Genomic DNA, 14,995 nt, shown 5'->3' on the forward strand with positions numbered 1-14,995 from the left:
AAAATAAAAGGCAAATAACAGCTAATGACAGCGCAATTTGAACACGTATCCGTATTAATGGACGAAACCATAGATGCACTTGCAATTAAGCCAGACGGCATATACATGGATGGTACCTTTGGACGTGGCGGGCATTCAGGGCAAATATTAGCGCGCTTAGGTGAAAGCGGTCGTTTGCAAGCCATTGACCAAGATCCACAAGCGATAAAGTCTGCTGAAAAGTTTGCTGATGATCCACGTTTTTCAATTGCTCATTCTCGTTTTTCAAAGTTATACGAGGTAGCTGAGCAAAACGATCTTATTGGTCAGGTTGATGGCATTTTACTTGATATTGGTGTGTCGTCGCCGCAGCTAGATGACGCAGCGCGTGGCTTTAGCTTTATGAAAGATGGTCCGCTCGATATGAGAATGGATCCAAGTACAGGTCGCAGCGCAGCGCAGTGGTTAGCTGAGGCTGAATTAGATGACATTACTCATGTGATCAAAAAGCTAGGTGAAGAAAAATTTGGTAAGCGCATTGCGCACAAAATTTTAGAAGTGCGTGAACACACGCCAATCACTACCACTAAGCAGCTCGCTGATTTAGTCGATGAAGCCGTACCGGTGAAAGATAAGTTTAAACACCCTGCAACGCGGACTTTCCAGGCTATTCGTATTTATATCAATAGCGAATTAGAGGAAATTCAAACGGCATTACAAGCGGCGATTAAAGTTCTTAAGCCGGGTGGTCGCTTAGTGGTTATTTCGTTTCATTCTTTAGAAGATCGCATTGTTAAACAATTTATTAAAAAACAGAGTAAGGGAGAAGCGATACCCAGAGGTCTGCCTTTAACCGACGCACAAATAAATAAAAATCTGACGTTAAAAGCAGTGGGTAAAGCTATTAAACCAAGTGCTGATGAAGTGGCGCGTAATCCACGCTCTCGCAGCTCAGTGCTAAGGATCGCACAGAGGTTGGGATGAGTAAAAAAGCGAGCTATCGCCAACCCAATTTATTTCTTGAAATAATTAAAGGCCTAGGTGCGAACAAGATCACCTTGGCCTTGTTGGTTGTGATATTCGCATCAAGCTTGAGTGTGGTGCAAGTAACTCATCTCTCTCGAGCGCAATTAATTGAGCAAGATTCGTTGCTCCAAGAGCGTGACGAATTGGATTTAGAATGGCGTTATTTTTTAGTGGAAGAAGAGTTTTATTCACAACATGCGCGCATTGAAGAAGTGGCAACGTCACAACTCGAAATGAAGCGGCCAACCAGCCAAGATGAGCAGGTAATTATATTACAATGAGAATGCGAGGCAAAAAACCAGTCAATAACCTAATAGCATGGCGCTTTATTTTAGTGTGCGCGGTGATTTTTTTAGTGTTTGTGACCTTGGTATCGCGTGCTGCGTACTTGCAAGTAATTGAACCTGATAAAGCGCGCTCTGAAAGCGATAAACGTACGGTACGGATTGAAAAACTGCATGTGCAACGCGGGATGATTTTCGATCGTAACGGTAAAGAGCTTGCCGTTAGTGTGCCTGTGGTAAGCGTGTATGCGGATCCTAAAGCCCTGCATAAATCACTGGTTAGTAAAGTACTTAGGCAAGCACGCAAAAACGGTGAAGATCAGCAAACGCTTCGTGAAAATGTTGCTGAGTTAAATAAGCGTACCGCCCTGTATTATAAAAATGATTTACGCTGGCGTGAATTGGCTGATGTGTTGCGCATTGAGCCTAGTAAAATTAACACGCGATTACTTGATGATCCTACTCGTCGCTTTGTGTATTTAAAACGCCAAGTGACTCCCGCTGTGGCTAATTACATCGGTGATTTACGCCTACCTGGTATTCATTTATTGGATGAATCAAAACGTTATTACCCTGCTGGTGAAGTAAGCGCACATGTTATTGGATTTACCAATATTGATGGTAAAGGCATTGAGGGCATAGAAAAGCTTTATGAAAACGCGTTAACCGGTGAAGAAGGTCGCCGTACCATTCGCAAAGATGCGCAAGGGCGTGAAGTTGAAGTGCTTGATGAACGCGAGCGAGTAGAGCCTGAAAGCATTCAACTAAGTATTGATCAGCGAATTCAAGCCATTGCCTATAAAGCAGTTAAATCAGCGGTATTAACTTATAAAGCGACCTCAGGTTCTGCCATGGTAGTAGATGTTAAAACCGGTGAAGTCTTGGCCATGGTCAATAGCCCATCATTTAATCCTAACAACTTAAGCGGGGCGGCTCCTCATAAACGTCGTAACCGCGCTATTACCGATTTGTTTGAACCCGGCTCAACTGTTAAGCCTCTAGCCATTTTAGCTGGATTAGACTACGGCACAATCCAACCGGATGACAAAGTTGATACCTACCCAGGCTGGATGCGCTTAGGGGGCAGCTTAGTACAAGATACCCGTAATCATGGCGAAATGACGCTGCGCGAAATTTTAAAATACTCCAGTAATATGGGAGTAACCAAAATAAGCCAAACAGTACCCAAAGAGTACTTTGTGGGCTTGTATCAAAAAGTGGGGTTTGGCAGTGATAGTGGTACTGGCATGGTAGGCGAAAGTAGTGGCTTATTTTACCCTAATCGCCGTTGGTCAGATCACGAAATTGCAGCGCTCTCGTTTGGTTACAATATTGCCGTGAGTACCGCGCAAATGGCACGTTTTTACGCCATGTTAGGGGCAGGCGGGGTTAATCGTCCGCTTACTGTACTAAAGCAAGATTCTATACCTGAAGGTGAGCGTGTCTTTCAACAAGAAGATGTTGAAGCCGTTGTCCATATGATGGAAAGCGTATTTGAAGAAGGCGGTACCGCACGCCGCGTTAAAGTGGATGGTTACCGCGCTGCTGGTAAAACAGGCACCTCTAAAAAAGCCGCCGCAGGGGGCTATGGTGACGAATATGTAGGTTATTTTGCGGGCATTGCCCCTGCGAGTAACCCGCGATTAGCCGTTGTGGTATTAATCAACGAGCCCGGTGGAGATGTTTATTATGGCGGCGCAACGGCAGGTCCAGCGTTTGCAGAAATAATCTCTAATTCATTAAGAATTTTAAACGTTGCCCCAGACAAAGACTCGGTGGCATACGTAAAGGGCAAAGATGATGGTGCGTGATTTACACACAATTTTAAAACATTTAGAAATAGATGCAGCACGTTTAATGGTAAACGAGCTGCGTTTAGATAGCCGCGATGTAAAACCAGGTGATGTGTTTGTGGCGATAAAAGGGCACCAGTTAGATGGTGGGCACTTTATTAGTAAAGCAATTGAAAATGGTGCCAGTGCAATTATTGCCGACAGACTGTGTGAATTTGAAAGTGATTTTGAGCCGCTTTATTTAGTCTCAGAATTGAATAAGAAACTGCCTGTATTGGCGAGTCAATTTTACCAACAACCGAGCAAGCACTTAGATTTAGTTGGCGTAACGGGCACCAATGGTAAATCGACTACCACAGCAATGATTGCTCATTTAGCGCAATTTTGTCATACCCAAGCCGCTATTATTGGCACCTTAGGCTACGGCCATCCAGATAACTTAACACCACTGCAAAATACTACGCCTTCAGCAGTCGATTTACAGCGTATTTTAAGCGACTTAAAAAATGAGCAACACCAATTGGTTGCTATGGAAGTGTCATCGCATGGTTTGGTACAGCACCGTGTTGATCAGTGTCATTTTAAAGCTGCAGTGTTTACTAACTTGTCGCGCGATCACTTAGATTACCATGGCGATATGCAAAGCTATGGTGATGCTAAATTAATGCTGTTTCGTGATTTTGATGCTGATCATGTCATTCTTAATCAGGATGACGGACAAGCAGAGCAATGGATTGAAAAATACAGCTTTAATAGTCTTATTTGTTATGGCCGTAAAAACTTAGCCCCTAAAAATGCACAGTTTGTGTATTTTTCAGATGTTCAGTATTCAGCAACCGGTATTTCGGCGCAATTAACTACTAGCTGGGGTGATGTTGCCATAAAATCACCGCTGTTTGGTGAATTTAATCTTTATAATTTAACGGCTGCGTTAGCAACGCTATTAGCGCTAGGCTATCCATTAACACAGTTAGTAGCAGGATGTGAGTATTTACAGCCGGTAGCCGGCAGGATGCAAGCATTTACAGCGCCAAGTATGCCTACTTGCGTTGTTGATTATGCGCATACGCCAGATGCGTTGGCTTTAGCGTTACAAGCGCTGCAGCAACATGTACCAGGTGGAGTGAGTTGTGTGTTTGGTTGTGGCGGCGACAGAGATAAAGGAAAGCGTGTACTAATGGCACAAGCTGCTGAGCAGTTTGCAGACAAAGTGATCATTACCAGTGATAACCCACGCTCTGAAGACCCTAAGGTAATTATTAATGATGTAGCTGCGGGATTAGAGCATCCAGAAAACGCTCATTTAGAGGCCGATCGCGGTGCCGCGATACAATTTGCTATAGATAACGCAAAAGCCGGTGAGGTTATTTTAATTGCCGGTAAAGGGCATGAAGACTATCAAATTATAGGCGATAAACGCATCGATTTTTGCGACCGCCAATTTGTACAACAACAATTAAAAAAAGCAGTAAGAGGGTCTCAAGCATGATCCCAATGGATTTTGATTGGCTAGCTAATGTGCTAGCAACCGATTATCAAGGTGATAATCGCAAGGTGATAAATATAAACACCGATACCCGTACTTTGTGTGATGGTGAAGTGTTTTTGGCGCTTAAGGGCCCAAATTTTGATGGCCATAAATTTATTGAACAAGCAAAACAAAAAGGCGCTATAGGCGTGATTGTCGATCACGCTGTTGATACCGATATTGCTCAATTTGTAGTTGCCGATACCCGTATTGCATTAGGCACAATTGGTACAGCAGTGATGGCGCAAGTTGCACCTAAAACTATCGCTATTACTGGCAGTGTAGGTAAAACAACAGTTAAAGAAATGTGTGCCGCTATTTTATCAAGTAAAGGGGATGTATTAGCCACTAAAGGTAATTTTAACAACGACATTGGCGTACCGTTAACTTTACTCAGATTAGAGCCACAACATCGCTTTGCGGTTATTGAATTAGGCGCTAACCACATAGGTGAAATTGCGTACACCACCGCGATGACCAAACCGGATGTAGCTGTGGTATGTAATGTTGCTGCTGCCCACTTGGAAGGCTTTGGTAGCCTGCAAGGTGTGGCACAAGCAAAAGGTGAAATTTACGACGGATTAAAAGAGGATGGCATCGCCATCGTCAATTGTGATAGTGACTTTAGTCAATATTGGCTTGATAAGTTAGCAACGCGCAATATTAAATGTTTTTCGAGTAGTGAAAAGCTCGATATTTGGGCTGAAGACATCAGCCTAGATGCACAAGCTCGCGCAAGCTTTACTTTGTGCACCAAGCAACACAGTGTGCCGGTTAAGTTAGCACTGCCAGGTAAACACAATATTAGTAACGCGCTTATTGCTGCGGCGTTAACAAGTGAGTTTGACGTGTCACTTGAGGACATTGCCAGCGCGTTAGCGACAATGGGTGAAGTTAAAGGACGGGTTAACCTAATTGAAGCCAGTGATTCACTCACCATTATCGATGATACATACAATGCCAACGTAAAGTCGGTGAAAGCTGCGATTGATTTACTTAGTGATATTCAAGGTCATCGTATTTTGGCACTCGGTGATATGGGTGAACTTGGCGAAGATGCCCGTAAATATCATCAAGAAGTCGGTGAATACGCATTAGCGCAAGGCATTGATGAGTTATTTACACTCGGAGTATTAAGTAAATGTGCCAGTGATGTATTTGGGCTGCCAAATCGCCATTTCTCTAATCGTGAGCAAATGCTGCAGCAAATTCAAAACAGCATTAGCAAAGTAGATAAAAAAATTACCCTTGTCGTGAAAGGATCACGCAGTTCTCGCATGGAGCTTTTAGTAACCGATTTAGTTAATGGCCAGCAACAAGCCATCAATGGAGTATCATCATGTTAGTTTGGCTGGCTGAGTATTTAACTCAATATTATAGTGGCTTTAATGTTTTTTCGTATTTAACCCTGCGTGCCATTTTAGGTATTTTAACCGCATTGATGATGTCGTTGTATTTTGGTCCTAAGTTAATTCGTGCGTTGCAACGCATGCAAATAGGGCAAACAGTACGTGATGATGGTCCGCAATCGCACCTATCTAAATCGGGTACACCGACCATGGGTGGCTTACTTATTTTAGGAGCTATTTTTACCAGCACATTATTATGGGCAGACTTGTCTAATAAATACGTATGGGCCACTTTATTTGTAATTGGCTCATTAGGTATTGTGGGCTTTATTGATGATTACCGTAAGGTGATCCGCAAAGATCCAAAAGGACTTATTGCAAAGTGGAAATACTTTTGGCAATCGGTAATTGCACTGGTTGTAGCCACTGCGCTTTACATGAGCAGCACACAAGCGACAGAAACATCTCTTGTTGTGCCATTTTTTAAAGATGTACTGCCACAGCTGGGGCTGTTTTATATCGTGATCACCTACTTTGCGTTGGTGGGCACGTCCAACGCGGTTAATTTAACCGACGGTCTAGACGGTTTAGCCATTGTACCTACTATTTTAGTGGCTGCAGCACTGGCCATTATTGCTTACTTAACGGGTAATATTAATTTTTCGGCTTATTTGCATATTCCGCATTTACCACTGGCGAGTGAGTTGGTTGTGGTATGTACCGCTATTGTAGGGGCTGGGTTAGGTTTTTTATGGTTTAACACGTATCCGGCGCAAGTATTTATGGGCGATGTAGGCTCATTAGCACTGGGTGGTGCATTGGGGATTATTGCCGTACTTGTTCGCCAAGAGCTGTTACTGATTATTATGGGGGGCGTGTTTGTAATGGAAGCGCTATCGGTAATTTTACAAGTTGGCTCTTACAAATTACGTGGGCAACGCATTTTTAGAATGGCGCCTATTCATCACCATTACGAACTTAAAGGTTGGCCGGAGCCACGCGTTATTGTGCGCTTTTGGATAATTTCTATTGTGCTGGTACTCGCTGGCCTTGCGACATTAAAGATCCGATAAATGCAGTATTTAAACGAGATAAAAAATAAACACATAACAGTGCTCGGACTCGGTGTAACCGGTCTGGGCATTGTGCGTTTTTTATTATCTCAATCAATACAGCCTTATGTGGTCGATAGCAGAGAGAATCCGCCAGGTGTTGATTGGCTCAATCAGCACGCACCTCAATTAAAAACTCACTTTGGTGACCTAGAAAATGCGGCGCTCAGTGCTTGCGATATGATTATTATTAGTCCTGGGCTGAGCTTAAAAACACCAGCAATTGTTAAGGCAATTAACGCAGGCGTTGAAGTGATTGGTGATGTTGAGTTATTTGCGCGCATTAATAGCAAACCAGTCGTTGCTGTAACCGGCTCTAATGGTAAATCAACCGTAGTAACACTTGCCTACGAAGTATTAAAAACCGCAGGTTATAAGGTGGCACTCGGTGGCAACATTGGCACAGCGGTACTGGATTTGCTTGACGGTGACTTTGATGTATTTGTATTAGAGCTATCGAGTTTTCAGCTTGATACCACACGCAGCCTAAAAACCACCAGTGCAACCGTGCTTAATATTTCAGAAGATCATCTCGATCGTTATGATAGTTACCAATCCTATATAGATTCAAAACTAAGTATTTATAATGGTGCTGAACACATAGTGATTAATGCTGACGATAAGCAAACACACCCTGTGAGTCGCACGTTAGCACCACAACTGAGCTTTGGTGAAACACAAGGCAATTACCACTTAGCACAGCACAATAACGAAGCGTACTTTATGGTAAAGGACGAAGCTTATTTACCAGTAAATACTTTAGCCGTTGTGGGTAAGCATAACTATTTAAATACCTTGGCAGTGATGGCGTTACTCAGCCCATTTACAATTACTAAGGCGCATTACAAAACCGCATTATCTCAATTTAATGGCTTAGCGCACCGTTGTCAGTTTGTGGGTGAGTTTAATGGCGTTAAATACTTTAACGACTCTAAAGCCACTAATGTAGGCGCAACAGTGGCGGCAATAGATAGTTTAGCGGGTAAGCACAAAAACCTAGTCGTGATTGCTGGTGGTGATGCTAAAGGTGCGGATTTAGAGGTGTTAAAGCCTTATATTGAAAAGCATGTAAAAGCGCTGATTTGTTTTGGTAAAGATGCCAAAGATTTAGTGGCACTCAGTGCTAAAGGTCATTTAACCAATAATATGTCTGAGGCTGTGACGCTTGCAAAGCAATTAAGTAAATCGGGCGATACCGTTTTACTCGCACCTGCCTGTGCCAGCATTGATATGTATAACAATTATATGCAACGCGGCGATGATTTTGTGCAATGTGTATTGCAGGGGCAGTCATGATTGCTTTTGCGGATATTAAAGAGGCTCTCACCCCTAAACCTTCAGCGCAGCTTTATGATGTGCCACTGCTTTATTGCATGCTAATGCTGATTGGTGTGGGCTTTGTGATGGTAACCAGTGCCTCAATGCCGACAGCCGATAGACTGTTTGGTAATATTTATCATTTTACTATCCGCCATGGCATTTTTTTAGGGCTATCGTTTTGTTTATTTTGCATTAGTACTCAAGTACCTATGTCGTGGTGGAAAAAAGCTAACCCCTATTTATTACTAATCGGTTTAGTACTGTTATTAGTGGTACTTATTGTAGGACGTGAAGTCAATGGTTCGACCCGCTGGATACCCGTAGGACCGTTTAATATTCAAGCCTCGGAGCTCGCTAAGTTGTTCTTCTTTAGTTATATCGCAGGCTACTTAGTACGTAAGCGCAATGAAGTTCAAGAAAACATAAAAGGCTTTGCTAAACCCATAGCGGTATTTGCAGTTTATGCAGCACTTATTTTAATGCAGCCCGATTTAGGGACTGTGGTGGTGATGTTTGTTACTACGGTTGGTTTGTTGTTTTTAGCCGGTGCCAAGCTTTGGCAGTTTTTTGCACTTATTTTAACCGGTATTGCGCTAGTGGTTGGGCTTATTGTGTTAGAGCCATATCGTATGGCGCGTGTGGTTGGCTTTTTAGAACCTTGGGATGACCCTTTTGGCAAAGGCTACCAATTAGTGCAATCACTAATGGCTTATAGTCAAGGCGATTGGTTTGGCCAAGGCCTAGGAAACAGCGTACAAAAATTACAATATTTACCAGAAGCGCACACCGACTTTATTTTTGCTGTTATTGCTGAAGAGTTAGGTTTTATGGGGGTGCTGAGCATTTTAATGGTACTCGGTACTTTAGTATTTAGAGCTTTACTCATTGGCCAAAACGCGCTTAAAAACGGCAAAGAATATGAAGGCTACTTAGCCTTAGCAATTGGTATTTGGTTTGCGTTTCAAACCATGGTTAATGTGGGCGCCAGTGCCGGTATTTTGCCAACCAAAGGATTAACCTTGCCGTTTATTTCTTATGGTGGCTCAAGTTTATTAATGATGACCATAGCAACCGGTATTTTATTACGTGTAGATTTTGAGACCAAGATGGCAACGAAACAAGCCACGTCAGGTGGAGCTAAGCGATGAGTAAAAAAATAGTCGTTGTAGCAGGGGGCACAGGTGGACATATTTTTCCAGGGATTGCCGTTGCTGATTATCTCAAACAGCAAGGTTGGCAAGTTAGCTGGATAGGCACCCCAGATAGAATGGAAGCCAGTGTCGTGCCCAAGCACAACATAGAAATTGATTTTATTGATGTAAAAGGCGTGCGAGGGAATGGTTTAAAACGCCTTATTAAAGCGCCATTCATGGTTATTAATGCAATATTGCAAGCGCGTAAGGTATTAAAACAACAACGCCCTGACGTCGTTTTAGCAATGGGGGGGTATGTAACTGGCCCAACAGGTATTGCGGCAAAAAGCCTAGGTATTCCTTTGGTGATTCACGAACAAAATGCCGTAGCAGGCATGAGCAATAAATGGCTAGCGAAATTTGCGAATCGCGTGTTAGCGGCTTTCCCTAGTGCTTTTGCCAGTGGAAAGGCTGAGCTGGTGGGTAACCCTGTGCGTCAGAGTGTGGTTGATATACCTAAGCGGGAAGTATCAAGCCCAATCAATATGCTTGTTGTGGGTGGCTCGTTAGGTGCGCAAGTACTCAACCAAACACTGCCAGAAGCATTTAAGCGCTTGAATGATACTTGTGCCATTAATATTTGGCATCAAACCGGTAAAGGGCACCTTGCTAGTGTAAGTGAAAGTTACCAGCAGCAACAAATGGGCAATGAGCAAGTGACCGTTGCTGAATTTATTGATGATATGGATACCGCTTATAGCTGGGCAGATATTGTGATTTGTCGTGCGGGTGCGCTTACGGTAAGTGAAATTGCCGCAGCGGGTAAAATGGCGGTATTTGTGCCGTTTCCACACGCGGTTGATGATCATCAAACAGCCAATGCACAGTATTTAGTAATGGCAGAGGGGGCGTTATTAATGCCACAGGGGCAATTTAATAAGCGCAGTATTGTTGAACTTTTAAGCCCCTATTTAGCCGAACCTTTATTAATAACTAAAATGGCTGGCAAAGCAAAACAGCAGGCTATTTTAGATGCCACAGCAAGCGTAGCGATGCACTGTGAGCAAGTAACAAATAAGAGAACATAAGTGAAACAGACATTAGCAAAAGAAAAATATACACGCCCAGCGATGCGCCGCATTGAAACTATTCACTTTGTAGGAATAGGCGGTGCAGGCATGGGCGGCATTGCAGAAGTACTTGCTTTTGAAGGTTACCGTATTACCGGTTCAGATATAGCTCACAGCGCAATGACTGAGCGTTTAATTAAAGCCGGTGCTGAAGTATTTATTGGCCATCATGAAAATAACGTAAAAGACGCCAATGTGGTGGTGGTTTCAAGTGCAATAGATAAAACAAATCCTGAAATTCAAGCCGCGCAAGCTGCGCGTATTCCGGTGGTTCGTCGTGCAGAAATGTTAGCTGAACTGATGCGCTTTCGCCACGGTATTGCCATTGCGGGCACCCATGGTAAAACGACCACAACCAGCTTAATTGCGAGCATTTATGCACAAGCCGGGCTCGATCCAACCTTTATTATTGGTGGTTTGCTTAACAGTGCTGGCAGCAATGCTAAGGTAGGTAAAAGTGACTTTTTAATCGCCGAAGCAGATGAAAGCGATGCCTCATTTTTGCACTTACAGCCTATGGTGTCGGTGATCACTAATATTGAAGAAGATCACATGGAAACCTACGGCGGTAGTTTAGAAAAAATGAAAGATACTTATGTTGAATTCATTCATAACCTGCCGTTTTACGGGTTAGCGGTGGTGTGTATTGATTCAGACGTTGCTGCTGAATTGATCCCCCGTTTTGGTCGTCCGGTGATCACTTATGGTGAGTCACACGAGGCTGATTATCGAATGAGTGACTTTAGCCAAACAGCGAACACATGCCAATTTACGGTGACTAATAAACAAGGTGAGAGTTTAACCGCCAAGCTGAATATGCCGGGTAAACATAATGCCCTTAATGCAACCGCAGCGATTGCCGTGGCTAAAGATCAAAATATTGCGAATCATGCAATTTTAGCGGCTTTAGATACTTTTGAAGGTATTGGCCGTCGTTTTCAGCACTACGGTGAATTTGAAAATGAACGCGGCAGCGTGATGCTTGTTGATGACTATGGTCATCACCCGTCAGAAGTGGCTGCTACCATCACCGCAGCACGGGAAGGCTGGCCTGATAAGCGTTTAGTGATGGTGTATCAGCCGCACCGTTATACGCGTACTCGCGATTTATACGAAGATTTTGTTAAGGTATTGGCTGAGGTTGATCAGCTTTTATTACTCGATGTTTACAGTGCTGGCGAAGAGCCGATTGTTGGCGCTGATAGTAAGAGTTTATGCCGTAGTTTGCGCCAGCGTGGCAAAGAGCCATTACATGTAGCCTCAAGCTCAGAGCTTGCGGGTGTACTTGCCAACTGCCTACAAAATAACGACCTAGTGCTCACACAAGGTGCGGGTAACATAGGTCAGCTAGTTAAAAATTTAGCAGCCACGAATATGTCGATAGAAAAATTAAAGCAAGGTGAAGTATGACGCAGGTAAATTCCCAGTTTGGTAAAGTAGCGGTGCTGCTAGGTGGAAACTCAGCAGAGCGCGACGTGTCATTAAAATCTGGTCAAGCGGTATTAAATGCGCTCTTAGACGTTGGCATTGATGCGATAGCGTTTGATCCACAAAATCGTTCGTTATGGGAATTAAAGTCGTTAAACGTTGATCGCGTTTTTATTGCTTTACATGGGCGTGGTGGTGAAGACGGCACGGTACAAGGTGCTCTAGAATTTATGAACCTGCCGTATACCGGCAGTAATGTTCTGGGTTCGGCACTGGCAATGGATAAAATTCGTTGTAAGCATTTGTTTAAATCGGCAGGCTTAAGCACCGCACCTTATGCCGTGGTTGATGCTAAAAAAGGCTTTGATGCCAATGCCATTATGGCGCAATTTAAAAAGGTAATGGTTAAGCCATCGCACGAGGGCTCCAGTATCGGTATGGCGCAAGCAAGCTCTGCAGAAGAACTTGAAGATGCGCTCACTAATGCATTTAAGTTCGACAGCCAAGTATTGGTAGAGCAGTGGATCACGGGTCGTGAATTTACCATTACGGTCTTGGGTGATGAAGTACAACCTGTGATTGAAATGAGCACCCCAAACGGATTTTATGACTACCAAGCTAAATATCAGTCAAGTAGTACGCAATATCATTGCCCTGCTGATTTATCACCATCGGATACTCAAAAATTACAAGCGATGGCGCTTGATGCGTTTGATTTAGTAGGTGCAAGTGGCTGGGGACGAGTCGATGCGATGCAAGATGAACAAGGACATTTTTACTTACTAGAAGTGAATACCGTACCAGGCATGACAGAAAAATCATTGGTGCCAATGGCAGCAAAAGCCAACGGGGCAAGTTTTGAGCAATTAGTTGTTCGCATTTTGGAGCAAACCCTTTAATATGCATCCCTTTTTAGAGAAAGCGCAGCAACTAAAACAGCAACTTAACTGGTCGCTGATTTTTGGAGTGAGTTTTTTTCTAGCCGTGGTGATAGGGTTAATTGAAATAACCAGTGGGGTTTCGCACTGGTTAGTTGAAAATAAAGATGCACAAATTAAGCATTTAACGGTGCTGGGGAACCCTAAGTACACCGATGAAAAAGCAATAACAGCGGCAATAAAAAAAGCAGATTTAAGCAGTTTTTTTGAGCTAAACGTAAAGCAAGTTCAGCATTTAGTACAAGAGCTGCCTTGGGTTGCAACGGTATCGGTAAGAAAGCAATGGCCTGATACCATTCAAGTTTACGTGGTAGAACATCAAGCGGTTGCTCACTGGAATAGTGACTTGCTGATTAATCAAAGCGGTGACGCGTTTGAAGCAAAAAGTGATAAATTAAGTGCCACTTTACCCCAACTATATGGGCCAGAGGGCAGTGAAAAAGAAGCATGGGTAGCGTTTAAACAGTTTGATGAAATGCTCAAAGTCAATGCATTAACGCTCACTAGCCTTGCGCTATCTGAGCGGTTTTCGTGGCAACTTTGGTTAGATAACGGTGTGCGTTTAAATTTAGGACGCAAAGATAAAGCCAAACGTGTACAACGTTTTATAGACGTTTATTCACGTATAGAAAAACGTGCTGATGCACAGATAGATGCAATTGATTTACGCTACGATACCGGCCTTGCAGTGAGCTATAAGCCACTGCAAGAACAGCAATTATAATAAAGAGTAAGGCATGACTAAGTCAGCAGAAAGAAACCTAGTGATTGGATTAGACGTTGGCACTTCTAAAGTAGTGGCCACGGTAGGTGAAATCACCACAGATAACAAGCTCAGCATTGTTGGCGTGGGGAGCCAAGTATCTCATGGAATGGATAAAGGCGGTGTTAACGATTTAAATTTAGTGTCTGAGTCTATTCGCCGCGCTATAGATGAAGCCGAATTGATGGCTGATTGTCGTATTAGCTCGGTTTATTTGGGTATTTCTGGCAAGCATATTCAGTGTCAGAACGAAAGCGGTGTTGTGGCTATTAATAACACCGAAGTAACCGATGAAGACATTGAAAATGTAATACACATTGCTCGTTCAGTGCCAATTTCAGCTGAACGCAAAATGTTGCATGCTTTGCCGCAAGAGTACAGCATTGACATGCAAGAGGGGATTAAAAACCCACTCGGCATGAGCGGTGTGCGCATGGAAGCACGCGCGCACATTATTACCTGCTCCAACGACATGGCTAAAAATATAGAAAAATGTGTTGAACGTTGCGGGCTTGAAGTTGACCAACTTATATTCACAGCGCTTGCTTCGTGTTATTCCGTACTGACGGATGACGAAAAAGAGTTAGGTGTTGCGGTGCTTGATATTGGTGGTGGTACTATGGATATCACTATTTATATTAATGGTGCGCTGCGTCATTCGGCGGTTATTCCGGTGGCAGGTAACCAAGTAACCGGTGATATTGCAAAAATATTTCGTACACCTATATCACATGCTGAGTCACTCAAAGTACAATATGCCTGTGCAAGTAGCCAAATGGCGAGCAGCGAAGACACGATTGAAGTGCCAAGCGTAGGTGGGCGACCAGCAAGACTGATGTCTAGGCACACGTTATCAGAAGTGGTTGAGCCACGTTTTAGAGAATTATTTGAACTGGCGATGGAAGAAATTCGTCGTTCAGGATTAGAAGACCAAATTGCAGCAGGTCTCGTCATTACTGGCGGAACTGCTAAAATGACTGGCGCAATGGAAGTGGCTGAAGATATTTTTCAGATGCCAGTAAGAATAGGTAAACCAATTGGTGTAGTAGGTTTAACTGATTATGTTGATGATCCATCGTACGCAACCGCTGTAGGTTTGTTACAATATGGGCGTACTATGCAGTCGATGAATGCACAAAAGTCGAAAGCGGATGATAATAATAATTGGTGGAACCGCATCACAAAATGGTTTCAAGGCGAGTTTTAGTACTC

The 14,995-nt window shown here is 43.4% G+C and carries 13 protein-coding genes; all 13 read left to right on the forward strand.

The window, feature by feature from the left end; translation table 11 throughout:
• Window positions 1-24 precede the first annotated feature (24 nt).
• From rsmH to ftsA, 13 genes are read left to right on the forward strand one after another with little or no spacing between them, the layout of a single operon-like run.
• Complete coding sequence (gene rsmH / locus KK487_RS02540) at window positions 25-963, forward strand: 16S rRNA (cytosine(1402)-N(4))-methyltransferase RsmH (protein WP_008110698.1); 939 nt, start codon at window positions 25-27, stop codon at window positions 961-963.
• On the forward strand, window positions 960-1,286 hold the full coding sequence (gene ftsL, locus KK487_RS02545; RefSeq protein ID WP_008110697.1) for a cell division protein FtsL: 327 nt from the start codon (window positions 960-962) through the stop codon (window positions 1,284-1,286). Before rsmH ends, ftsL begins: the two co-directional genes overlap by 4 nt.
• Entirely contained in the window at window positions 1,283-3,100 is a 1,818-nt protein-coding gene (locus KK487_RS02550) for a peptidoglycan glycosyltransferase FtsI (protein ID WP_013464053.1), read from the forward strand. The genes ftsL and KK487_RS02550 overlap by 4 nt, the downstream gene beginning before the upstream one ends.
• The gene (murE, locus tag KK487_RS02555; protein ID WP_036956098.1) at window positions 3,093-4,571 is read left to right on the forward strand and encodes a UDP-N-acetylmuramoyl-L-alanyl-D-glutamate--2,6-diaminopimelate ligase; all 1,479 of its coding nucleotides are present in this window, start codon (window positions 3,093-3,095) and stop codon (window positions 4,569-4,571) included. Before KK487_RS02550 ends, murE begins: the two co-directional genes overlap by 8 nt.
• The gene (locus KK487_RS02560; protein ID WP_008110694.1) at window positions 4,568-5,956 is read left to right on the forward strand and encodes a UDP-N-acetylmuramoyl-tripeptide--D-alanyl-D-alanine ligase; all 1,389 of its coding nucleotides are present in this window, start codon (window positions 4,568-4,570) and stop codon (window positions 5,954-5,956) included. Before murE ends, KK487_RS02560 begins: the two co-directional genes overlap by 4 nt.
• Entirely contained in the window at window positions 5,950-7,032 is a 1,083-nt protein-coding gene (mraY, locus tag KK487_RS02565) for a phospho-N-acetylmuramoyl-pentapeptide-transferase (RefSeq protein WP_008110692.1), read from the forward strand. Before KK487_RS02560 ends, mraY begins: the two co-directional genes overlap by 7 nt.
• Window positions 7,033-8,367, forward strand: coding sequence for a UDP-N-acetylmuramoyl-L-alanine--D-glutamate ligase (gene murD, locus KK487_RS02570; RefSeq protein WP_128583520.1), 1,335 nt, complete (start codon window positions 7,033-7,035; stop codon window positions 8,365-8,367).
• Window positions 8,364-9,539, forward strand: a complete 1,176-nt coding sequence (ftsW, locus tag KK487_RS02575) for a cell division protein FtsW (protein WP_008465286.1) — start codon at window positions 8,364-8,366, stop codon at window positions 9,537-9,539. The genes murD and ftsW overlap by 4 nt, the downstream gene beginning before the upstream one ends.
• Window positions 9,536-10,612: an undecaprenyldiphospho-muramoylpentapeptide beta-N-acetylglucosaminyltransferase gene (murG, locus tag KK487_RS02580; RefSeq protein WP_128583519.1), complete on the forward strand. Its 1,077-nt coding sequence runs from the start codon at window positions 9,536-9,538 to the stop codon at window positions 10,610-10,612. The genes ftsW and murG overlap by 4 nt, the downstream gene beginning before the upstream one ends.
• Before the next feature lie 42 nt (window positions 10,613-10,654).
• Entirely contained in the window at window positions 10,655-12,064 is a 1,410-nt protein-coding gene (murC, locus tag KK487_RS02585) for a UDP-N-acetylmuramate--L-alanine ligase (RefSeq protein WP_216712925.1), read from the forward strand.
• Window positions 12,061-12,981 (forward strand): D-alanine--D-alanine ligase, encoded by a 921-nt coding sequence (locus KK487_RS02590; protein WP_036956003.1) that lies wholly within the window; start codon window positions 12,061-12,063, stop codon window positions 12,979-12,981. The genes murC and KK487_RS02590 overlap by 4 nt, the downstream gene beginning before the upstream one ends.
• Before the next feature lies 1 nt (window position 12,982).
• Window positions 12,983-13,744 (forward strand): cell division protein FtsQ/DivIB, encoded by a 762-nt coding sequence (locus tag KK487_RS02595; protein ID WP_013464059.1) that lies wholly within the window; start codon window positions 12,983-12,985, stop codon window positions 13,742-13,744.
• 13 nt (window positions 13,745-13,757) lie between these two features.
• A complete protein-coding gene (gene ftsA / locus KK487_RS02600) occupies window positions 13,758-14,990 on the forward strand; it encodes a cell division protein FtsA (RefSeq protein WP_013464060.1) in 1,233 nt (410 codons plus the stop codon).
• The last annotated feature ends 5 nt before the right edge of the window (window positions 14,991-14,995 follow it).

The sequence above is a fragment of the Pseudoalteromonas sp. SiA1 genome (assembly GCF_018732205.1).
Taxonomy (GTDB): domain Bacteria; phylum Pseudomonadota; class Gammaproteobacteria; order Enterobacterales; family Alteromonadaceae; genus Pseudoalteromonas; species Pseudoalteromonas tetraodonis.